Consider the following 18236-nt stretch of genomic DNA (forward strand, 5'->3'; position numbering starts at 1 on the left):
AATCCTCGAAAGGAGTTAATACAAATATTATGGCACGCAAAACACAAATTAATAGATATCGCAACCTTGGTATCATGGCTCATATTGATGCAGGGAAGACCACAACTACAGAACGTATTCTCTACTATACCGGTATTTCGCATAAGTTGGGCGAGGTGCATGAGGGCGCCGCGACGATGGACTGGATGGAACAGGAGCAAGAGCGAGGTATTACTATTACTTCTGCTGCAACGACTTGCTTTTGGAAAGGCATGGCCAAGCAGTTTGACGAGCATCGCATCAATATTATTGATACTCCGGGGCACGTTGATTTTACGATTGAAGTAGAGCGTTCCCTGCGGGTTCTGGATGGTGCCTGTTTAGTATTATGTGCCGTTGGTGGTGTTCAACCTCAAACTGAGACCGTATGGCGTCAAGCAAATAAATATAAGGTACCACGTATCGCTTATGTCAATAAGATGGATCGTACAGGGGCAGATTTTCTTCGTGTTGTTAAACAGATGAAAGAGCGTCTGAATACGACACCTATTCCTTTGCAATTGCCTGTAGGGGCGGAGGAGAACTTTAAAGGCGTTGTTGATCTCATTAAGATGAAAGAAATTATCTGGAATGAAGGTGACAAAGGCATGACCTTTGTATATGCGGAAATTCCAGCTGATTTGCAGGCTGCTTGTGAAGAACAGCGCGAAATATTAGTAGAGGCTGCAGCAGAAGCTAATGAAGAGTTGATGGAAAAATATCTTAGCGGCGAAGTTCTGAGCGAAGAAGAAATTATTGCCGGTTTGCGCCATCGTACGATCAATAATGAAATTGTTCCAGTTGTTTGTGGCTCTTCATTCAAGAATAAAGGTGTGCAGGCAATGCTGGATAAAGTGATTGAACTATTACCTAGTCCGATAGACATTGATGCTATTCAAGGCGTTAATCCTACTACCGATACGGTAGATAGCAGAGCAGCTGATGACGATGCACCATTCGCCGCATTAGCATTCAAAATTGCCACAGATCCCTTTGTTGGTACGCTGACGTTTGTCCGGTGTTATTCAGGTATTTTGGAAGCTGGTACAACAGTATTGAACTCAGTTAAAGATAAACGCGAACGCATTGGACGTATTGTGCAGATGCACGCCAATTCGCGTGAAGAAATTAAGGAGGTCTATGCGGGTGATATCGCAGCTTGTGTTGGCCTGAAAGAGGTTGTTACCGGCGAGACACTTTGTGACGTTAATCATCCTATTATTTTGGAGCGCATGGAATTTCCTGAGCCGGTTATTGCTGTTGCAGTAGAACCAAAAACCAAGTCCGACCAAGAAAAGATGGGGATGGCATTGGCCAAACTATCCCAAGAGGACCCCTCTTTCCGTGTACATACCGATGAAGAAACAGGTCAAACTATTATTTCTGGTATGGGCGAGCTGCATTTGGAAATTATTGTGGACCGAATGAAGCGCGAGTTCAAAGTAGAGGCCAATGTTGGTGCCCCGCAAGTGGCTTACCGTGAGGCGCTGCGTGAAACGGTTGAGCAAGAAGGTAAATTTGTTCGTCAGTCTGGTGGTCGGGGTCAATATGGGCATGTTTGGTTGAGAATAGAGCCACAAGAACCTGGTTTTGGTTATGAATTTGTTAATGCCATTGTGGGTGGTGTTGTGCCTAAAGAGTATATTCCTGCGGTCGATAAGGGTATACAAGAACAGATGCAAAATGGTGTTTTAGCAGGTTACCCCGTGGTAGATGTGAAGGTTACCTTGTTTGATGGCTCTTACCATGAGGTGGATTCATCAGAAATGGCATTCAAACTGGCGGGTTCGGAAGGTTTCAAATTGGGAGCTCGTAAAGCGAAGCCAGCGCTGCTGGAGCCAATGATGAAGGTGGAGGTGTCGACACCTGAAGAATATATGGGTGATGTTATTGGGGATCTCAATAGTCGTCGTGGCCTTATTCAAGGTATGGATGACGAAGCGACAGGTAAGATTGTCCGTGCACAAGTTCCTTTGGCAAGAATGTTTGGTTATGCTACTTCGTTACGTTCGTTGACCCAAGGCCGCGCGAGTTATTCTATGGAGTTTGATTGCTACTGCGAAGCGCCCAGTAACGTTGTTGATGAAGTTATAAAAAGTAGATCTTAGTTTAGTTTTATTTGGAGTGAAATATGTCAAAAGAGAAATTTACCCGAACCAAGCCGCACGTTAACGTGGGCACGATTGGTCACGTTGACCATGGCAAGACTACGCTGACAGCAGCTTTGACCAAAGTTGGTGCAGAACGCTTCGGTGGTACCTTTAAAGCGTATGACCAAATTGATGGTGCGCCAGAAGAGCGTGCTCGCGGTATTACCATCTCAACTGCGCACGTAGAATACGAATCACCGAATCGCCACTATGCGCACGTAGACTGCCCGGGGCACGCCGACTACGTTAAAAACATGATTACCGGTGCGGCGCAAATGGATGGCGCTATTTTGGTGTGTTCCGCTGCGGATGGTCCTATGCCGCAAACGCGTGAACACATTCTGCTGTCCCGCCAAGTAGGTGTTCCTTACATCGTTGTTTATCTGAACAAGGCAGACATGGTTGATGATGCCGAGTTGCTGGAACTGGTGGAAATGGAAGTGCGTGATTTGTTAAGCGAATACGATTTCCCGGGTGATGATACCCCGATCATTATCGGTTCAGCCTTGAAAGCGCTGGAAGGTGACCAATCCGATATTGGAGTTCCTTCCATTATCAAGCTGGTAGATGCGTTGGATAGCTACATACCCGAGCCGCAACGTGATATTGACAAACCGTTCCTGATGCCGATCGAAGATGTGTTCTCTATATCTGGCCGTGGTACGGTTGTAACCGGACGTATTGAACGTGGTGTTATCAAAGTTGGTGAAGAAATCGAAATAGTCGGTATTCGTCCAACGGCAAAAACCACCTGTACCGGTGTTGAAATGTTCCGTAAATTGCTGGATCAAGGTGAAGCGGGTGATAACGTAGGTGTATTGCTGCGTGGTACCAAGCGTGAAGAAGTTGAGCGTGGTCAGGTGTTGGCTAAACCGGGTACAATTACCCCACACACCAAGTTTGAGGCGGAAGTGTATATCCTGTCTAAAGATGAAGGTGGACGTCATACCCCATTCTTCAAAGGCTATCGTCCGCAGTTTTACTTCCGTACTACGGATGTGACCGGTGAATGCATTCTTCCTGAAGGTGTGGAAATGGTCATGCCGGGGGATAACATCAAGATGAATGTGCACTTGATTTCACCGATTGCAATGGACGAAGGGTTGCGATTTGCAATTCGTGAAGGTGGCCGTACAGTAGGTGCGGGTGTCGTCTCTAAAATTGTTGAGTAATGAACATGGCAAATACTCAAAAAATTCGTATTCGCTTAAAATCTTACGATCATCGTCTTATTGATGCGTCTGCAAGGCAAATTGTGGAGACAGCTAAGCGCGCAGGTGCTCAAGTTCGTGGACCAGTACCTCTACCTATCAAGAAGGAAATTTATACTATACTAATTTCTCCACATGTGAATAAAGATGCGCGAGATCAGTACGAAATGCGTACCCATAAGCGCGTTATGGATATAATTGATCCGACAGATAAAACGGTGGATGCGTTGATGAAACTTGATTTAGCAGCAGGTGTTGACGTAAAAATAGAATTGCAGTAGAATTCCGCGCCTTTCTAAACTAAGGCGAAGAGGGTTTCCCGCCCTCCTCTCGCCTTTTTTATTTAATAATTGAGGAAATTTTATGAAAATGGGTTTAGTGGGTCAGAAGTTAGGAATGACCCGCATCTTTTATGATGATGGAACCGCTGTTGCAGTCACGGTTGTCGAAGTGAAGCCAAACGTGATTTCGCAGATAAAGTTGCAAGCTACTGATGGCTATGATGCTGTGCAAGTGTCTATAGGTGAAAAGAAAAAGAGTCGTTTGACAAAAGGCGTCTCAGGGCACTTCGCAAAAGCGAATATTAACTCGGGATTTTTGACCAAAGAGTTTCGTCTCGCGGAGGGTGAGGCTTCTCGCTATTCTGTTGGTGATGCGTTTGGTGTCACTCTTTTTTCAGAAGGGCAAAAAGTTGATGTAAGAGGAAGAAGCGTTGGTAAGGGATTTGCGGGGACAATTAAGCGACATCATTTTAGTGGACAAAGGAAAACTCACGGTAATTCATTGTCTCATCGCGTACCAGGTTCTATAGGGCAAAATCAAACCCCGGGTAGAGTCTTTAAGGGTAAGAAAATGTCAGGGCATCTTGGTAATGTGATGCGTAGTGTCCAGAATCTGGAGATCATCCGGATTGATGCTGAACATGATCTACTTTTGATCAAAGGTGCTATTCCTGGATCCAAAGGTGGATATATTGTTATTCGTCCATCAATAAAATCGTAAAGGGTAACAACCGTGAATATTAATTTTAAAGATGATTCAGGGAAAGTGTCAGTAAGTGATGATGTTTTTGATGTTGCATTTAATGAGCCTTTAGTACATCAGGTTGTCATCAGTTATTTAGCAAGTGGGCGCATGGGTACCAAGGCTCAAAAAACACGTTCAGAGGTTTCTGGTGGCGGTAGAAAACCGTGGAAGCAAAAAGGATCTGGGCGTGCGCGTGCGGGAACAATTCGCTCTCCTCTTTGGAGAGGGGGTGGTGTAGCTTTTGCTGCCAAACCGCGCACCTTTATGAAGAAAGTGAATAGAAAAATGTATCGTAGTGCTTTGCGTGGCATTTTTTCTGAGCTTCTCCGACAGAAGCGCTTGCATGTTGTGGAAGATCTTAAAATTACTTCGTCTAAAACAAAAGATTTTATTAGCAATATGGATATGCTTGGATTGAAGAATAGTTTTTTGATAATTACAGACTCCTTAAATGAGCATTTATTCCTTGCTTCACGCAATGTTCCCGGTGTTGGGGTTGTTGATGTTGAGGGATTGACGCCAGTCTCGTTGCTTCAATATGAAGAAATTATTGTGGACAAGGTGGCGATTGAAAAAATAAATGGATGGTTGTCATGAAACAAGAAAGAATTTTACAAATCATTCGTGGCCCCGTTGTAACCGAAAAGTCTTCTTCGGCCATAGCAGACAAACAGATTGTTTTTAGAGTAGCTTACGACGCAAATAAAGAAGATATAAAAATAGCGGTAGAGCAGCTATTGGATGTAAAAGTTGTCGCTGTTAATACGGTTAATATAAAAGGTAAGTCAAAGCGTTTTGGTCAGCGTCAGGGTTATCGTAAATCCTTTAAAAAAGCATATATAAGTTTGGGCAGAGATGTTGATATGGAAGCATTATTGTCTGAGCAACAGGCCTAAGGAGCTATATAATGTCGATTGTTAGAAAAAAGCCAACTTCCCCCGGTGTACGTTTTGTGGTGGAAGTGAGTCGTCCAATACTTCATAAGGGTCAACCTTATGCGGCATTAATTGAAAAGAAGAATTCTACAGGTGGTCGTAATAATACTGGTCGGATTACTACACGTCACCAAGGCGGAGGACATGCGCAAAAGTATCGCTGCGTTGATTTTGAACGACGCAAGGATGGTATTAATGCTGTCGTTGAACGCTTAGAGTATGATCCTAATCGGTCAGCGCATATCGCACTACTCTGCTATGCGGATGGTGAACGACGCTACATTATTGCCCCACGAGGTCTAAAAAATAGTGATGTTATTAGGAATGGAGATGATGCTCCTATTAAATTAGGCAATTGTTTACCTATTCGTAATATTCCTATAGGTTCTACCGTTCACTGTGTAGAATTAAAACCTGGCAAAGGTGCTCAATTGGCTCGCAGCGCCGGCTGTTCGGTTCAAATTGTTGCTCGTGATGGTAAATATGCGACCATTAGATTAAGGTCAGGTGAGCGTCGCAAAATATTGAGTGATTGTCGTGCGGTAATCGGTGAGGTGGGTAATCAAGAACATAGTTTGCGTGCATTGGGAAAAGCTGGTGCAAAACGCTGGCGTGGCGTTCGTCCAACAGTGCGTGGTGTCGTAATGAACCCGGTTGATCATCCACATGGTGGTGGTGAAGGCCGAACATCTGGTGGTCGGCATCCAGTATCTCCATGGGGTATTCCTACTAAAGGATACAAGACTCGGAAAAATAAGCGTACCGATAAAATGATTGTTCAGCGCCGAAATAATAAGAGAGGTTAATATGCCACGTTCCTTAAAGAAAGGCTTTTTTATTGATTTACATTTAGTAAAGAAAATTAAATTGGCGATGGAAAGCAACAGTAAAAAACCCATAAAGACTTGGTCGCGTCGTTCTATGGTTGTGCCAGATATGATAGGATTAACAATCGCTGTGTATAATGGTAAGCAACATATTCCAGTTTTAATAAGTGAAGATATGGTTGGGCATAAGTTGGGTGAGTTTGCGCCTACTCGAAATTATCGTGGACATGCTGCAGATAAAAAAGGTCGCTAAATAATAGGAGCAATATTATGCAATCAACTGCTAAATTAAGAGCTGTAAGAATATCTGCTCAGAAAACTAGACTAGTTGCAGATCAAATTCGAGGAAAGCATGTAGAAGATGCTATAAAATTTTTGGCCTTTAGTAATAAAAAAGCGGCGAGTATTATTTTGAAGCTTTTAAATGCTGCAATTGCTAATGCAGAGAATAATGAAGGGGCCGATATTGATGAGTTGTATGTTGCTGAGATTCAGATTGGCGAAGGAATAACCATGAAGCGTTTTGCTGCTCGCGCTAAAGGACGTGGGAATCGTATATTTAAACGCACTAGTAATCTTTTTATTCGCGTTCAGGAACGCTAAATTGGAGTTTGAGTTATGGGTCAAAAAGTACACCCTATTGGTTTTCGGCTAGGAGTATCGAGAGATTGGGCTTCTAAATGGTATGCAGAGGGTAAAGATTACGCTAATTTTATAGAGAAAGATTTTGTAATCAGGGAATTTATTCGTAAAAAACTAGCGCATGCTTCTGTCAGCCAAATTCAAATTGAGCGACCACGTAATGGAGCGCAAATTACTATTTTTACAGCTCGTCCCGGTATCGTTATTGGCCGTAAAGGCGAAGATATTGAGGTGTTGAAACAAGAAATTAGCCAAATTATGGGTGTACCTACTTCGGTTAATATAGAGGAGATTAGGCGGCCAGAATTGGATGCATTTCTAGTTGCTGATGGAATAGCAAAGCAACTAGAGCGTCGTGTTATGTTTCGTAGAGCGATGAAACGTTCAGTTGCTTCTACAATGCGCCTAGGTGCAGCAGGCATAAAAATAAGTATATCAGGAAGACTGAATGGTGCCGAAATAGCTAGAACAGAGTGGTACAGAGAAGGACGGGTGCCTCTTCATACTTTGCGTGCAGACATTGATTATGGTTTTTCAGAAGCCCATACTACTTATGGGGTTATTGGTGTAAAAGTCTGGATATTTAGAGGTGAGAATCTAGAGGGTTTGGATTTACAGTCAGATGGTATCACTGATTCCCCAGAAGAACGTAAATCGCGCCGCAATAATAAGACTCGCGTAGCTAGAAAGAAGGATTAAAGGTGGAAGATAATGTTACAGCCTAAACGTACAAAATTTAGAAAGCAACATAAAGGCCGAAATAGAGGGCTAGCTCAATCTGGCAATTTAGTTAGTTTTGGTGAGTATGGACTAAAAGCTACTACGCGCGGAAGAATTACGGCACGTCAGATAGAAGCGGCACGCCGGGCTATTAATCGTCACGTTAAGCGAGGTGGGAAAATGTGGATTCGTATTTTTCCTGATGTCCCCGTCACTAACAAACCCCTAGAGACTAGACAAGGTAAAGGTAAAGGGAATGTTGAATATTGGGTGGCAAAAGTCCAGCCTGGAACGGTAATGTATGAGCTTGAGGGAGTGACAGAGGATTTGGCGCGTGAGGCTTTCCGCTTGGCGGCTGCTAAACTTCCGGTGGGGACAACGTTTGAGACGCGTAAGGTGATGTAATGTTAAGTCTATTGCGAGGTAAAGATACTACTGGTTTGCGTGAGGAGCTGATAGTGCTACGTCAAATGCAACTGAAATTGATTATGCAGAAGGCTAGCTCCAATTTAGATAAACAGCATCAGATTCGTCAAGTAAGGCGTAATATTGCGCGCGTCAAAACCTTATTAAGGCAGCATAACGTTAAGGTATAGTTATGAGTGATAGAAATAATATACAGCATATTTTTCAGGGAATAGTAACCTCAAATAAGACAGATAAGTCTGCTACGGTGAATATAGTTCGCTATGAACGACATCCAGTATATGGAAAATATATTAAACGCACTTTAAAATGTCATATTCATGATGAGAATAACGAGTGTAATGAAGGTGATATAGTGCGAATAGTACAAAATAAACCAATATCAAAGACAAAGACTTGGAAATTGGTTGATATTGTAGAACATGCACGAGATTGATGGGGGTTGAATTATGATTCAGATGCAATCAAGTTTAACAGTTGCGGATAATAGCGGTGCGCGAGAATTACAGTGTATTAAAGTATTGGGTGGATCGCATCGCCGTTATGCTGGCATAGGAGATGTTATAAAGGTCTCTGTTAAGGATGCTTTGCCACGTTCCCGTGTTAAGAAAGGTGATGTGTATAATGCTCTTATTGTTCGCACAAAAAAAGGAGTTCGACGTAGGGACGGTTCGGTATTGCGATTTGATAGCAATGCGGCAGTGCTACTAAATAATAAGCTAGAGCCTATTGGTACTCGTGTTTTTGGACCCATCGCACGCGAGCTTCGTGGTGAAAAATTTATGAAAATAATATCGCTCGCTCCAGAAGTATTGTGAAGGAGAAATATAGTGAAACGTATACGTACAGGCGATGAAGTCATCGTTATCTCGGGTAAGTCGGAGAATAAAGGTCGGCGCGGCAGAGTAACTTCTGTTCGTGAAGAGTATGTTATTGTTGAAGGGATGAATTTTATTTCGAAGCATGTTAAGCCTAATCGGCAGCTACAGACCGAAGGAAATATAGTAAGAAAAGAAGCTCCTATACACATCTCAAATGTTATGATTTTTAATCCTGGAACTAACAAAGGAGATCGTGTTGGCTTTAAAGTAGAAGAAGGAAAAAAGTTCCGAATCTATAAATCTACTGGCGCAATAATTGATTGAGGTTCAATATGACAAGATTATATGAAAAGTATAAGAAAGAGCTTATTTCACAATTGCAATCTAAGTTGGATATAAAAAATATAATGGAAGTGCCAAAATTAACTAAAATAACCATAAATATGGGTGTTGGCGAAGCGGTAAATGATAAAAAAATAATGGATAGTGCAGTTCGTGATTTGTCCTTAATTGCTGGGCAAAAAGCACTGATTACTAAATCTAGGAAATCGATAGCTGGCTTTAAAATTAGAGATGGATGGCCAATTGGCTGCAAGGTAACATTGCGCAGAGAACAAATGTATGAATTCTTGGATAGATTGATTAATATTTCTTTACCTAGAACTCGTGATTTTCGAGGCCTGAGCGCTAAATCATTTGATGGTAGGGGCAATTATAGTTTTGGGGTGCGGGAACATATAATCTTTCCAGAAATAGATTTTGAGAAAGCGGAAGGAGTTCGTGGTATGGACATTACCTTTACCACAACTGCAAAAAGCGATACCGATGCAAAGGCATTATTGGAATCCTTTGGATTTCCTTTTAGGAGTTGAGTGAGATAATGGCTAAGAAAAGCATGATAAATCGAGAATCTAAGCGCATTAAGCTTGTGCAGAAATTTGCAGCTAAGCGTAAAGAACTTAAAGAAATTATTCGTAAAATTGATTTCTATTCCGATGAAGAACGATTACGAGCACAGGAAAGGCTACAGAGTTTTCCTAGAGACGCTTCACCAGCAAGAATTCAGCGTCGCTGTAGAATTACGGGGCGTCCACATGCGGTTTATCGTAGATTTGGACTTTCGCGAAATAAACTACGTGAATTGGCGATGCGTGGGGAGATCCCGGGTGTCAAGAAGTCAAGCTGGTAATTTATTCTTTTTTATTCCTTTAAATTTAAGTTCAAGGCGTTCAGATAATGCCCGATACTGAAGAGGTATATATGTTAACAGATCCAATTGCAGACATGCTCACACGTATTCGTAACGCTCAGCGCATAGGGCGCTCGGTTGTGGGTATGCCGGCATCAAAGCAAAAGATAGCTATAGCTACAGTCCTACAGGAAGAAGGGTACATTCAATCCTTCTTTGTAAGAGAAGGTGCGAAAACCGAATTAGTAATAACATTGAAATATTATCAAGGTAGACCTGTTATAGATTTTATTAAGCGTGTAAGTCGTCCGGGGCTTCGTCTTTTTAGGAATAAGGAGTCTCTTCCACTAGTACGTGGTGGCTTAGGAATAGCGATTATTTCAACGTCACAAGGAGTAATGAGTGATTCTAAAGCCCGTCGGAAAGGGATAGGCGGCGAAATCATTTGCTATGTAGCTTAATATATTTGAGGAGTAAGAAAATGTCACGCGTGGGAAAACAGCCGATATCTATACCTAGGGGGGTCGATGTTTCAATTACTGATCAGACAGTTAGTGTCAAAGGGAAGAAAGGCTCTTTGACTTTAGAGTTACATCCTTATATTAAGATTAAACAGGAGAATGGAGTTATCTATTTGTCACCTCTCTGTCAAGAAGGGGCTTATTGGGCCATGTGTGGAACGATGCGCGCATTAGTCCATAATATGGTTATTGGCGTCACTGTCGGATTTGAGAAGCGTTTGCAACTGGTTGGCGTTGGTTATCGCGCCCAAGCTCAAGGGCAGAAGCTTAGTCTTTCATTAGGATTCTCTCATCCCATTGAATTTTCTGTTCCACTAGGTATTATTATTGAAACGCCTAGCCAGTCAGAAATTATCGTTAAAGGTAGTGATAAGCAGCAAGTTGGTGAAGTCGCAGCAAAAATACGAGCCTATCGTCCACCAGAGCCCTATAAGGGCAAAGGCGTCCGTTACACAGAAGAAAGAATTCTAATGAAAGAAGCGAAGAAGAAATAATTTAGGAAGTCAACAATGAATGTAAAAAAAATCAATCGGATGCGTCGTGCCAAACGCTCGCGTTTAAATATTCGGGAAGCTGGAAAAATTAGCTTGATTGTTCACAAGACACCTAAACATATGTATGCGCAAATTATTAGTGCAGATGGCTCAAGAGTCTTGGTGGATGCATCTACTCTACAACTGGGAGTTAAGACTAATCTGAAATACACGGGAAATATTGAAGCTGCGGCTAAAGTTGGGAGATTAATTGCGCAGAAGGCTAAAGAACTGGGACTCTATGATGTGGTTTTTGATCGTAGTGGTTTTCGCTATCATGGGCGAGTTAAAGCGCTTGCGGATGCTGCTCGAGAAATAGGTTTGAATTTTTAATTTAGGGAAGTAACTGATGGCTCAGCAAAAAGATCGTCCTTCGGATAGTGAATTTCTTGAAAAACTAGTAGCAGTTAATCGCGTGACAAAAGTGGTTAAAGGGGGGAGACAATTCACCTTTACAGCCTTGACAGTTGTCGGAGATGGCAACGGTAGGATTGGTTATGGCTATGGAAAGGCCAAAGAGGTACCAATGGCGATTCAGAAAGCAATGGATCAAGCTAAGAAAAATTTGGTCCAAATAATTTTAAATAATGATACATTGCAATACCCTATTGTAGGTGCACATGGCGCTGCTAAAGTATATATGCAGCCTGCATCTGCAGGGACAGGAATTATCGCGGGGGGTGCAATGAGAGCTGTATTTGAAGTGTTAGGGGTTAAAGATGTTTTGGCTAAATGTATTGGGACTCGTAACCCAGGAAATGTTGTGCGAGCAACAATTGCTGGTTTGGAGCAAATGGCTACGCCTAGTGAAATTGCAGCCAAACGAGGAAAGTCTCTTGAAGGGGTGATGGCTAATGTTGGGTAAGAAAATAAAAGTTACGTTGATTAAAAGTAAATTTGGGCGTTTGCGTAATCATCAGCAGTGTCTATCTGCGCTAGGCTTAAGGAAGATTCATCAATCGTGTATTGTAGATGATACGCCTTCTAATAGGGGCTTGATTAATAAAATTTCTTATCTCTTAAAAATTGAAGAGGCGTACTAATGTTTTTAAATAATTTAAAACCAATGGCTGGTTCTCACGCCAAGCGTAAACGTTTAGGACGCGGCATTGGTTCAGGACTAGGAAAAACTAGCGGTAGAGGACATAAAGGACAAAAGGCAAGAGCCGGTGGCTTCCATAAGGTTGGTTTTGAGGGGGGGCAAATGCCCTTGCAGCGACGCTTGCCTAAACGTGGTTTTTGTAGCTTATCTGCACAAAAGATGGCGCAGATTCGGACTTCAGAATTGAAGGTGTTCACAGCTTCGGAAACAATAGATTTGGCTATCTTAAAAGCAAATAATCTTATTCCTATTGCTGCCTTAGGGGCCAAAGTTTTTCTGAGTGGGGATGTTTCCATTCCTTTACGGTTGAAAGGAATTTATGTCACTTCAGGTGCAAGAAGAGCCATAGAAGCTGCGGGTGGTTCTGTTGCTGAATAACTTTTCAGGGGATGCTTAACTATGGCGAAAGCAGTTAGTAATTCTAATAAAGAATTGGTATCTAGGCTCTGGTATTTAGTTTTTGCATTGATTGTTTACCGCATTGGTGCACATATTCCGGTACCAGGTATAGATCATGCGAAGGTTCAACAACTATTTGAGAGTGGTGAGGGCTCGATATTTCAGCTTTTTAATATGTTTTCTGGTGGTGCATTGAGTAATGCATCACTACTTGCTTTAGGTGTCGCTCCTTATATTTCAGCTTCGATTGTTTTGCAGCTATTTACACATATGTATCCACCGCTTAAGGAGTTGCGTCAACAGGGGAGTAGTGGACAAAAGAAGATTAGTCAATATACGCGTTACTTAGCTCTTGGCTTTGCTCTTGTGCAGGGATATGCTATCTCTAAGATGGTTATGGCTCAAGGGTTGACCTTGTATCAAGGGCAGCATTTCTTGCTCCTCGGGACTATGTCCTTAGCAACCGGTGCTTTATTCATGATGTGGCTCGGAGAGCAGATAACTGAGCGTGGTATTGGTAATGGAATTTCAATGCTAATCTTTGCGGGCATTGCTGTTCATATACCATCGGGTATTGTTAATTTGATAGTGCAAGCTAAAGAAGGCGATATTACCTTTTTTAGGTTTTTTCTAATGTTATTGATTATAATAGCATTATTTGCATTTATTGTATTTATAGAACGCGCACAACGACAAATTGCAATACATTATGCAAAGCGGCAAGGTTTGGGTTCTCTTGGGATGGGTAAAAGGTCCCATTTGCCATTAAAAATTAATATGGCAGGTGTCATACCAGCAATTTTTGCTTCTGCAATAATAACTTTGATAGTTTCAAGTCTTGCCTTACTGGGTGGAATGTCTGGGGGGGCATGGGGGAGATATTTTTCTGATATGGCGCATGGTTTTTCTCAAGGTAACTGGTTGTATGTTGCTACATTTTCTTTGCTCATAGTTTTATTCTCCTTCTTTTATACGGCTATGATGTTTGAGAACCGTGAATTAGCGGATAACTTGAAGAAATCAAATGCTTTTATTCAGGGTTTCCGGCCTGGTAGGCAGACTTCTGAGTATTTGGATATGGTTCAGGAGAGGCTTACCTTGGTGGGGGCATTGTATGTTGCCTTTGTATGTGTCTTACCTTCTTTGCTGAATATGGGATCGGCGAGCGGTCAAGTACTCTTTCTCTTTGGTGGTACTTCTTTGCTTATTGCTGTTGTTGTTGCGATGGATTTTGTTGCGCAGGTTCAGTCTTATGTTTTGTCGAAACAGTATGAGCAACTCATGAAGAAGGCGAATCTATCAGGATTTGTTGATAGAAATGGTGTCTAAGTTTAGCCCTGGCTAAGGTTTAGGAAATTCTTTTGTTGCGTTGATTTTCTATGCTATTATAGATAAACGCATTGTATTTTATCGCCTATTATTTATCTTGTAATTGGTTTATTACATAGGTTATGTTGATAATTTAGGTTTTTTGGGAGTTTTGAATGGCTCGTATAGCTGGAATTAATGTACCAACACAGAAACACGCTGTTATTGCATTGACAGCAATTTATGGTATCGGCTTGTCACGCGCACGAGATATCTGTGCAGCTGCAAAGGTTGAACCATCAAAAAAAATTCGCGATTTATCTGATGCAGAGGTAGATGCTCTGCGCGCGGCAGTCGCTGAATATCAGGTGGAAGGTGATTTGCGTCGCCAAGTTTCCATGAGTATAAAACGTTTAATGGATTTGGGTTGTTATCGGGGATTACGTCATCGCCGTAGTCTTCCTGTACGTGGTCAGCGTACCAAAACGAATGCAAGGACTAGAAAAGGTCCTCGTCGTCCAATTAAACGATAAAATGTAGAGAAAACCTATGGCTAAAGCTACTACTAGTAAACAAAAAAATGTAAGAAAAAAAGCAAAGCGCGTTGTCGTGGACGCTGTTGCGCATGTCCACGCTTCTTTTAATAATACTATCGTGACCATTACTGATGGACAGGGTAACACGCTTTCTTGGGCAACTGCTGGTGGTTCTGGTTTCCGCGGTTCAAGAAAGAGTACTCCGTTTGCGGCGCAAGTCGCTGCTGAGCGAGCAGGTAATGCTGCTAAAGAATATGGTGTTCAGAATCTTGATGTGAATATTAAAGGCCCTGGTCCAGGGCGTGAGTCTGCTGTACGCGCATTAAATACAGTTGGTTTTAATATTCATAGCATTACAGACGTAACACCCATTCCGCATAATGGTTGCCGTCCTCCTAAGAAGCGTCGCGTTTAATTTTTGCACGGAGTATTTAATTAATGGCTAGATATATCGGACCCAAGTGTCGCCTGGCTCGTAGAGAAGGTGTTGATCTTGAATTGAAATCTGGGATTCGTCCTACTGAATCCAAATGTAATATGGGCTCTGCACCGGGTCAGCATGGTGTTCGTCGTGGACGGTTGTCTGATTATGGAAATCAGTTGCGTGAAAAACAGAAACTGAAGCGTATTTACGGGGTGCTGGAACGTCAATTTCGTAATTATTATAAAAAAGCATCTCAGAGAAAAGGATCTACGGGGGAGGACTTACTGCAATTTTTGGAACAGCGTTTGGATAATGTCGTATACCGTATGGGGTACGGTGCTACGCGTGCTGAATCGCGTCAATTGGTCTCACACGGAGCTATTGAAGTTAATGGTAAGCGCGTGACCATAGCCTCTTATCAAGTTAATGCGGAAGATATTGTAGCGGTGTGTGAGAAAAGCCGTAAGCAATTACGCATTCAAAGTTCTTTAGAAGTCGCGTCACAGCGTGGATTTGTTGATTGGATTGAGGTGGATACAGCAAAAATGTCAGGTCTATTTAAGCGTGTGCCTGAGCGTATTGATTTGTCTTCGGATATTAATGAATCGCTGGTTGTAGAGCTATATTCTAAGTGAAGCGATTTTTTTGTTATTTTCTGTCTCTTTATTTTGTTTTTATAGGCGTTTGATATGGCTTTATCAGAATTGTTGACTCCGCGTATTGTTAGAATTCAAGAAATTGGATTGAATATGTCACGGGTTACGCTGGAGCCACTAGAACGTGGTTTTGGCTATACGTTGGGAACAGCGTTGCGTCGCGTTCTACTGTCTTCCATTGAAGGCGCTGCTGTTACTGAATGTGAGATTGATGGCGTTCTGCACGAGTACTCGGCTATTGAGGGTGTTAGCGAAGATGTTATTGATGTTTTGTTAAATTTGAAAGGACTAGCCCTGATTTTACATGAAGGCGAACGTGCAGAAATGCGTTTGTCAGTTAGTAAAGCAGGTATAGTTAAAGCAGGACAATTTAAGGCTCCTGCTAGTATTGAAATTTGTAATCCAGAACATATAATCGCCCATCTAACCCAAGATATTGCTTTCAATATGACGGTCGTTGTAGAGAAAGGACGAGGTTATCAGGTCGCAGTTCAAGAGAATAATGCTACGCCTAATGCTTTGCGTATTGATGCCTCTTTTAGCCCTATTAAGCGCATAGCCTATCGTGTGGAGGCTGCTCGTGTTGAGCAACACACTGATTTGGATAAGCTGGTTATTGATATTGAGTCAAACGGAACAATTGATCCGGAACAGGCAATTCGACAAGCAGCGACTATTCTTCATAAACAGATAGCTATTTTTGTCAATTTAGAGTCAACAGAAATTGAAGCAGAGGCAGTAGAAGAGGCCCAGGTTGATCCAGTATTGCTGCGGCCGGTTGATGACTTAGAGCTGACCGTACGTAGTGCTAACTGTCTTAAAGCAGAAAATATTAATAATATTGGTGATTTGGTTCGTAGAACGGAAGTTGAACTTTTGAAGACGCCAAATCTGGGGAAGAAATCGCTGAATGAGATTAAAGAGGTTCTAGCTTCACATGGCTTAGAACTTGGCATGGATTTGGATAACTGGTCTGGTAGTGAGAATCACTAATCCGTTCCATTTATTATTGGGAGTTTTTTATGAGACATAAATTGTCTGGTCGTAAATTTAATCGTACAAGTGCGCATCGTAAAGCGATGTTTAAAAACATGTCTGTTTCGCTAATTGAACATGAACTGATTAAAACAACTTTGCCTAAGGCAAAAGATCTGCGTGCTGTTATCGAACCTATTATTACTCATGCAAAAAAGCATAATGATGTGGTGGGTCGTCGAATTGCATTTTCGCGCCTATGTGATCGCAAGGCCGTACAGAAACTATTTTCAGAAATTGTACCGCGCTATAAGGAGCGTCCAGGTGGCTATGTGCGTATCTTAAAATGTGGTTATCGTGCAGGTGACCAAGCGCCGATGGCTTACGTTGAATTTGTTGATCGCCCGGCGATGGTAGAAGAGTCGTAAGAGAATTCGTTTATAATTTTCGGTCAATATGGCACCTACAAATGTTACTGTTTGTAGGCACGTAATTCTATGTGTATTATTGAGCTAGGATCTGTTGACATTATTGCAAGGCGATAACGGTAGCAATTAGATAAATATTGGCGGAGAAAGGTGTACCGTCTTCTCCGCCCGTATGGTAACCTTCTTGAACTCTTTCAATTTACAGAAGAAATTTTCAACCGGATGCCGCCACTTATACATCTCCTTATCATACTCACGCGCCGTCTTACGGTTACTGCGCGGCGGAATAACCACTTTATTGCCGCGCTCTGTCAAATCCTTAACCCGCCAATCCGCATCAAACGCCTTATCCGCCAGCAATGCCCCAAATTCCCTGTCTTTAATCAAAGGTCCACCCCGCAAATGTCATGATGTTGCCCGGGTAGCAGGCGGAATCCCACCAGATTGCCCAAGGCATCCACCAAAGCTGGTATTTTGGTGGTCATGCCGCCTTTGGATTTACCTATAGCCTGACCAGGGTCCCCCTTTTGCCCCCTGACCGTGGCGGTGAACTTTGACGATGCTGCCATCAATCATGGCATATTCCATATCCGCCTCGCCGCTGATTTCCTCAGAACGTGTTCATAGCCTTCGTAGCAGGACTCCCAAGAAAGCCAAAACTACCATTTGCAGACCGGTACTCAACTTATGCTCGCAGTTTTTCCAAAGCCGTCTGTTCTTTTCCAACCAGGAAAAACTGCGCTCTACTACCCATCGCTTCGGCAATACCGCAAAACGGTGCAATTCGTTTCGTTTGGCAATCTCTACCTCCGCACCCATCAATTCCTGTGCCGACGAAGTAAATGCCTTACCTGTGTAACCACCATCAGCAAGGACTCTTTGTACCGCACCAAGATTATCCCTGTCACGTTCCAAGGCTAGTAGGCAGCCTTTTCTATCCGTAACATCCGCCGTCGTCACCGCAAGGGCATGCGGCAAACCCTGCGTGTCAACCGCTATATAGTTAAATAGCAAAAAAAACAGTAACCATCAAAATTATGACCTATCCAACCCATATCCGTAAAAAAATCCTTGCAGAACTTGAAGATAGCACCTATCGCGAAGTGGCAGCCGGACACCGCATCAGCCCCAACACCCTTGCTACCTGGAAGAAACAGCCAGAGCCCAAAGGCAGCCGCCGTTCTACGCCCCGCCTTCTCACAGAAGAAGTCATCCGGCAAGACGTGGCCGAGCACCCTGATGACTATCAATGGGAAAGGGCTGCACGTCTGGGCTGCTCGCAAAACGGCATCTGCAAGGCGCTCAAACGCTATCGCTTCACCGTTAAAAAAAAGACTTCCGCCACCGCAAGGCAGACGAAGAAAAACGCCGTGAATTCCTCGAAGTAAA

General features: G+C 42.7%; 31 protein-coding genes and 1 pseudogene. 30 read left to right on the forward strand and 2 right to left on the reverse strand.

Translation table 11 applies throughout. The annotated features are described in order from the left end of the window. Nucleotides 1-29: 29 nt before the first annotated feature. The 29 genes from fusA to rplQ all read left to right on the forward strand — a co-directional run bounded on the left by fusA (nucleotide 30) and on the right by rplQ (nucleotide 16847). The gene (gene fusA / locus DY250_RS01040; RefSeq protein ID WP_115610528.1) at nucleotides 30-2126 is read left to right on the forward strand and encodes an elongation factor G; all 2097 of its coding nucleotides are present in this window, start codon (nucleotides 30-32) and stop codon (nucleotides 2124-2126) included. Nucleotides 2127-2149: 23 nt separating this feature from the next. Then, nucleotides 2150-3340: an elongation factor Tu gene (gene tuf, locus DY250_RS01045; RefSeq protein ID WP_006984582.1), complete on the forward strand. Its 1191-nt coding sequence runs from the start codon at nucleotides 2150-2152 to the stop codon at nucleotides 3338-3340. A 5-nt stretch (nucleotides 3341-3345) separates the two neighbouring features. After that, nucleotides 3346-3660: a 30S ribosomal protein S10 gene (gene rpsJ / locus DY250_RS01050; RefSeq protein WP_040388911.1), complete on the forward strand. Its 315-nt coding sequence runs from the start codon at nucleotides 3346-3348 to the stop codon at nucleotides 3658-3660. 82 nt (nucleotides 3661-3742) lie between these two features. Continuing rightward, complete coding sequence (gene rplC, locus DY250_RS01055) at nucleotides 3743-4381, forward strand: 50S ribosomal protein L3 (RefSeq protein WP_115610529.1); 639 nt, start codon at nucleotides 3743-3745, stop codon at nucleotides 4379-4381. A gap of 12 nt (nucleotides 4382-4393) precedes the next feature. Next, a complete protein-coding gene (gene rplD, locus DY250_RS01060) occupies nucleotides 4394-5002 on the forward strand; it encodes a 50S ribosomal protein L4 (protein ID WP_115610530.1) in 609 nt (202 codons plus the stop codon). Beyond that, nucleotides 4999-5301, forward strand: coding sequence for a 50S ribosomal protein L23 (gene rplW / locus DY250_RS01065; protein ID WP_115610531.1), 303 nt, complete (start codon nucleotides 4999-5001; stop codon nucleotides 5299-5301). Before rplD ends, rplW begins: the two co-directional genes overlap by 4 nt. Nucleotides 5302-5312: 11 nt before the next feature. Further along, nucleotides 5313-6146, forward strand: a complete 834-nt coding sequence (gene rplB / locus DY250_RS01070) for a 50S ribosomal protein L2 (RefSeq protein WP_115610532.1) — start codon at nucleotides 5313-5315, stop codon at nucleotides 6144-6146. Nucleotide 6147: 1 nt separating this feature from the next. After that, nucleotides 6148-6420 carry a 30S ribosomal protein S19 gene (gene rpsS / locus DY250_RS01075; protein ID WP_006984577.1) on the forward strand — a complete coding sequence of 91 codons (273 nt, stop codon included), beginning with the start codon at nucleotides 6148-6150 and terminating at the stop codon, nucleotides 6418-6420. A 17-nt stretch (nucleotides 6421-6437) separates the two neighbouring features. Then, the gene (gene rplV, locus DY250_RS01080) at nucleotides 6438-6770 is read left to right on the forward strand and encodes a 50S ribosomal protein L22 (RefSeq protein ID WP_115610533.1); all 333 of its coding nucleotides are present in this window, start codon (nucleotides 6438-6440) and stop codon (nucleotides 6768-6770) included. Between the two features lie 15 nt (nucleotides 6771-6785). Then, nucleotides 6786-7508 carry a 30S ribosomal protein S3 gene (gene rpsC / locus DY250_RS01085; protein ID WP_115610534.1) on the forward strand — a complete coding sequence of 241 codons (723 nt, stop codon included), beginning with the start codon at nucleotides 6786-6788 and terminating at the stop codon, nucleotides 7506-7508. Between the two features lie 12 nt (nucleotides 7509-7520). Continuing rightward, nucleotides 7521-7934 (forward strand): 50S ribosomal protein L16, encoded by a 414-nt coding sequence (rplP, locus tag DY250_RS01090; RefSeq protein WP_006984574.1) that lies wholly within the window; start codon nucleotides 7521-7523, stop codon nucleotides 7932-7934. Then, nucleotides 7934-8125 (forward strand): 50S ribosomal protein L29, encoded by a 192-nt coding sequence (gene rpmC / locus DY250_RS01095; protein WP_115610535.1) that lies wholly within the window; start codon nucleotides 7934-7936, stop codon nucleotides 8123-8125. The genes rplP and rpmC overlap by 1 nt, the downstream gene beginning before the upstream one ends. Nucleotides 8126-8127: 2 nt before the next feature. Then, nucleotides 8128-8391, forward strand: a complete 264-nt coding sequence (rpsQ, locus tag DY250_RS01100) for a 30S ribosomal protein S17 (RefSeq protein WP_115610536.1) — start codon at nucleotides 8128-8130, stop codon at nucleotides 8389-8391. Between the two features lie 13 nt (nucleotides 8392-8404). After that, nucleotides 8405-8773: a 50S ribosomal protein L14 gene (gene rplN, locus DY250_RS01105; protein WP_006984572.1), complete on the forward strand. Its 369-nt coding sequence runs from the start codon at nucleotides 8405-8407 to the stop codon at nucleotides 8771-8773. A gap of 12 nt (nucleotides 8774-8785) precedes the next feature. Next, a complete protein-coding gene (gene rplX / locus DY250_RS01110; protein WP_115610537.1) occupies nucleotides 8786-9100 on the forward strand; it encodes a 50S ribosomal protein L24 in 315 nt (104 codons plus the stop codon). Between the two features lie 8 nt (nucleotides 9101-9108). Beyond that, nucleotides 9109-9648 carry a 50S ribosomal protein L5 gene (gene rplE, locus DY250_RS01115; protein ID WP_115610538.1) on the forward strand — a complete coding sequence of 180 codons (540 nt, stop codon included), beginning with the start codon at nucleotides 9109-9111 and terminating at the stop codon, nucleotides 9646-9648. Between the two features lie 8 nt (nucleotides 9649-9656). Next, nucleotides 9657-9965 carry a 30S ribosomal protein S14 gene (gene rpsN / locus DY250_RS01120; protein WP_115610539.1) on the forward strand — a complete coding sequence of 103 codons (309 nt, stop codon included), beginning with the start codon at nucleotides 9657-9659 and terminating at the stop codon, nucleotides 9963-9965. A gap of 71 nt (nucleotides 9966-10036) precedes the next feature. After that, on the forward strand, nucleotides 10037-10426 hold the full coding sequence (gene rpsH, locus DY250_RS01125) for a 30S ribosomal protein S8 (protein ID WP_040388910.1): 390 nt from the start codon (nucleotides 10037-10039) through the stop codon (nucleotides 10424-10426). A gap of 20 nt (nucleotides 10427-10446) precedes the next feature. Further along, nucleotides 10447-10980, forward strand: a complete 534-nt coding sequence (gene rplF, locus DY250_RS01130; RefSeq protein WP_115610541.1) for a 50S ribosomal protein L6 — start codon at nucleotides 10447-10449, stop codon at nucleotides 10978-10980. Between the two features lie 15 nt (nucleotides 10981-10995). Further along, complete coding sequence (gene rplR, locus DY250_RS01135; protein ID WP_115610542.1) at nucleotides 10996-11352, forward strand: 50S ribosomal protein L18; 357 nt, start codon at nucleotides 10996-10998, stop codon at nucleotides 11350-11352. A gap of 16 nt (nucleotides 11353-11368) precedes the next feature. Then, entirely contained in the window at nucleotides 11369-11884 is a 516-nt protein-coding gene (gene rpsE, locus DY250_RS01140) for a 30S ribosomal protein S5 (RefSeq protein WP_115610543.1), read from the forward strand. Beyond that, complete coding sequence (gene rpmD, locus DY250_RS01145) at nucleotides 11874-12062, forward strand: 50S ribosomal protein L30 (protein ID WP_115610544.1); 189 nt, start codon at nucleotides 11874-11876, stop codon at nucleotides 12060-12062. The genes rpsE and rpmD overlap by 11 nt, the downstream gene beginning before the upstream one ends. Then, nucleotides 12062-12499 (forward strand): 50S ribosomal protein L15, encoded by a 438-nt coding sequence (rplO, locus tag DY250_RS01150; protein WP_115610545.1) that lies wholly within the window; start codon nucleotides 12062-12064, stop codon nucleotides 12497-12499. Before rpmD ends, rplO begins: the two co-directional genes overlap by 1 nt. A 21-nt stretch (nucleotides 12500-12520) precedes the next feature. Beyond that, nucleotides 12521-13849 (forward strand): preprotein translocase subunit SecY, encoded by a 1329-nt coding sequence (secY, locus tag DY250_RS01155; RefSeq protein ID WP_115610546.1) that lies wholly within the window; start codon nucleotides 12521-12523, stop codon nucleotides 13847-13849. 155 nt (nucleotides 13850-14004) lie between these two features. Further along, a complete protein-coding gene (rpsM, locus tag DY250_RS01160; RefSeq protein ID WP_006984561.1) occupies nucleotides 14005-14361 on the forward strand; it encodes a 30S ribosomal protein S13 in 357 nt (118 codons plus the stop codon). A 16-nt stretch (nucleotides 14362-14377) separates the two neighbouring features. After that, entirely contained in the window at nucleotides 14378-14779 is a 402-nt protein-coding gene (gene rpsK, locus DY250_RS01165) for a 30S ribosomal protein S11 (RefSeq protein ID WP_006984560.1), read from the forward strand. Nucleotides 14780-14802: 23 nt separating this feature from the next. Next, nucleotides 14803-15423, forward strand: a complete 621-nt coding sequence (gene rpsD / locus DY250_RS01170) for a 30S ribosomal protein S4 (protein WP_115610547.1) — start codon at nucleotides 14803-14805, stop codon at nucleotides 15421-15423. Between the two features lie 54 nt (nucleotides 15424-15477). Beyond that, the gene (locus tag DY250_RS01175) at nucleotides 15478-16437 is read left to right on the forward strand and encodes a DNA-directed RNA polymerase subunit alpha (protein ID WP_115610548.1); all 960 of its coding nucleotides are present in this window, start codon (nucleotides 15478-15480) and stop codon (nucleotides 16435-16437) included. Between the two features lie 29 nt (nucleotides 16438-16466). Next, on the forward strand, nucleotides 16467-16847 hold the full coding sequence (rplQ, locus tag DY250_RS01180) for a 50S ribosomal protein L17 (RefSeq protein ID WP_083826174.1): 381 nt from the start codon (nucleotides 16467-16469) through the stop codon (nucleotides 16845-16847). A 126-nt stretch (nucleotides 16848-16973) separates the two neighbouring features. On the opposite strand, the gene DY250_RS01185 is transcribed toward rplQ, so the two are convergent. Both DY250_RS01185 and DY250_RS01195 read right to left on the reverse strand, forming a co-directional pair. Next, entirely contained in the window at nucleotides 16974-17234 is a 261-nt protein-coding gene (locus DY250_RS01185; RefSeq protein WP_172542126.1) for a transposase, read from the reverse strand. Between the two features lie 234 nt (nucleotides 17235-17468). Further along, a pseudogene (locus DY250_RS01195) lies at nucleotides 17469-17849 on the reverse strand (transposase); the annotation flags it as partial. A 35-nt stretch (nucleotides 17850-17884) separates the two neighbouring features. On the opposite strand from DY250_RS01195, the gene DY250_RS01200 reads away from it, so the two are divergent. Then, nucleotides 17885-18235: an IS630 transposase-related protein gene (locus DY250_RS01200; RefSeq protein WP_115610552.1), complete on the forward strand. Its 351-nt coding sequence runs from the start codon at nucleotides 17885-17887 to the stop codon at nucleotides 18233-18235. The last annotated feature ends 1 nt before the right edge of the window (nucleotide 18236 follow it).

Origin of the sequence: Cardiobacterium valvarum (genome assembly GCF_900460955.1) — a bacterium.
GTDB classification, from domain to species: domain Bacteria; phylum Pseudomonadota; class Gammaproteobacteria; order Cardiobacteriales; family Cardiobacteriaceae; genus Cardiobacterium; species Cardiobacterium valvarum.

Excerpts from the sequence above, each read along its gene's own strand:
- rplE (WP_115610538.1), top strand. The coding sequence starts at position 9,109 with ATGACAAGATTATATGAAAAGTATAAGAAAGAGCTTATTTCACAATTG.
- DY250_RS01175 (WP_115610548.1), top strand. The coding sequence starts at position 15,478 with ATGGCTTTATCAGAATTGTTGACTCCGCGTATTGTTAGAATTCAAGAA.
- rplR (WP_115610542.1), top strand. The coding sequence starts at position 10,996 with ATGAATGTAAAAAAAATCAATCGGATGCGTCGTGCCAAACGCTCGCGT.
- rpsQ (WP_115610536.1), top strand. The coding sequence starts at position 8,128 with ATGAGTGATAGAAATAATATACAGCATATTTTTCAGGGAATAGTAACC.
- rpsJ (WP_040388911.1), top strand. The coding sequence starts at position 3,346 with ATGGCAAATACTCAAAAAATTCGTATTCGCTTAAAATCTTACGATCAT.
- DY250_RS01200 (WP_115610552.1), top strand. The coding sequence starts at position 17,885 with ATGACCTATCCAACCCATATCCGTAAAAAAATCCTTGCAGAACTTGAA.
- rplF (WP_115610541.1), top strand. The coding sequence starts at position 10,447 with ATGTCACGCGTGGGAAAACAGCCGATATCTATACCTAGGGGGGTCGAT.
- fusA (WP_115610528.1), top strand. The coding sequence starts at position 30 with ATGGCACGCAAAACACAAATTAATAGATATCGCAACCTTGGTATCATG.
- rpmD (WP_115610544.1), top strand. The coding sequence starts at position 11,874 with ATGTTGGGTAAGAAAATAAAAGTTACGTTGATTAAAAGTAAATTTGGG.
- rplC (WP_115610529.1), top strand. The coding sequence starts at position 3,743 with ATGAAAATGGGTTTAGTGGGTCAGAAGTTAGGAATGACCCGCATCTTT.
- tuf (WP_006984582.1), top strand. The coding sequence starts at position 2,150 with ATGTCAAAAGAGAAATTTACCCGAACCAAGCCGCACGTTAACGTGGGC.
- rpsC (WP_115610534.1), top strand. The coding sequence starts at position 6,786 with ATGGGTCAAAAAGTACACCCTATTGGTTTTCGGCTAGGAGTATCGAGA.
- rplW (WP_115610531.1), top strand. The coding sequence starts at position 4,999 with ATGAAACAAGAAAGAATTTTACAAATCATTCGTGGCCCCGTTGTAACC.
- rplP (WP_006984574.1), top strand. The coding sequence starts at position 7,521 with ATGTTACAGCCTAAACGTACAAAATTTAGAAAGCAACATAAAGGCCGA.
- rpsM (WP_006984561.1), top strand. The coding sequence starts at position 14,005 with ATGGCTCGTATAGCTGGAATTAATGTACCAACACAGAAACACGCTGTT.
- rplO (WP_115610545.1), top strand. The coding sequence starts at position 12,062 with ATGTTTTTAAATAATTTAAAACCAATGGCTGGTTCTCACGCCAAGCGT.
- rpsH (WP_040388910.1), top strand. The coding sequence starts at position 10,037 with ATGTTAACAGATCCAATTGCAGACATGCTCACACGTATTCGTAACGCT.
- rpsE (WP_115610543.1), top strand. The coding sequence starts at position 11,369 with ATGGCTCAGCAAAAAGATCGTCCTTCGGATAGTGAATTTCTTGAAAAA.
- rpmC (WP_115610535.1), top strand. The coding sequence starts at position 7,934 with ATGTTAAGTCTATTGCGAGGTAAAGATACTACTGGTTTGCGTGAGGAG.
- rpsD (WP_115610547.1), top strand. The coding sequence starts at position 14,803 with ATGGCTAGATATATCGGACCCAAGTGTCGCCTGGCTCGTAGAGAAGGT.
- rplQ (WP_083826174.1), top strand. The coding sequence starts at position 16,467 with ATGAGACATAAATTGTCTGGTCGTAAATTTAATCGTACAAGTGCGCAT.
- rplV (WP_115610533.1), top strand. The coding sequence starts at position 6,438 with ATGCAATCAACTGCTAAATTAAGAGCTGTAAGAATATCTGCTCAGAAA.
- rpsS (WP_006984577.1), top strand. The coding sequence starts at position 6,148 with ATGCCACGTTCCTTAAAGAAAGGCTTTTTTATTGATTTACATTTAGTA.
- rplN (WP_006984572.1), top strand. The coding sequence starts at position 8,405 with ATGATTCAGATGCAATCAAGTTTAACAGTTGCGGATAATAGCGGTGCG.
- rpsN (WP_115610539.1), top strand. The coding sequence starts at position 9,657 with ATGGCTAAGAAAAGCATGATAAATCGAGAATCTAAGCGCATTAAGCTT.
- rplB (WP_115610532.1), top strand. The coding sequence starts at position 5,313 with ATGTCGATTGTTAGAAAAAAGCCAACTTCCCCCGGTGTACGTTTTGTG.
- secY (WP_115610546.1), top strand. The coding sequence starts at position 12,521 with ATGGCGAAAGCAGTTAGTAATTCTAATAAAGAATTGGTATCTAGGCTC.
- rpsK (WP_006984560.1), top strand. The coding sequence starts at position 14,378 with ATGGCTAAAGCTACTACTAGTAAACAAAAAAATGTAAGAAAAAAAGCA.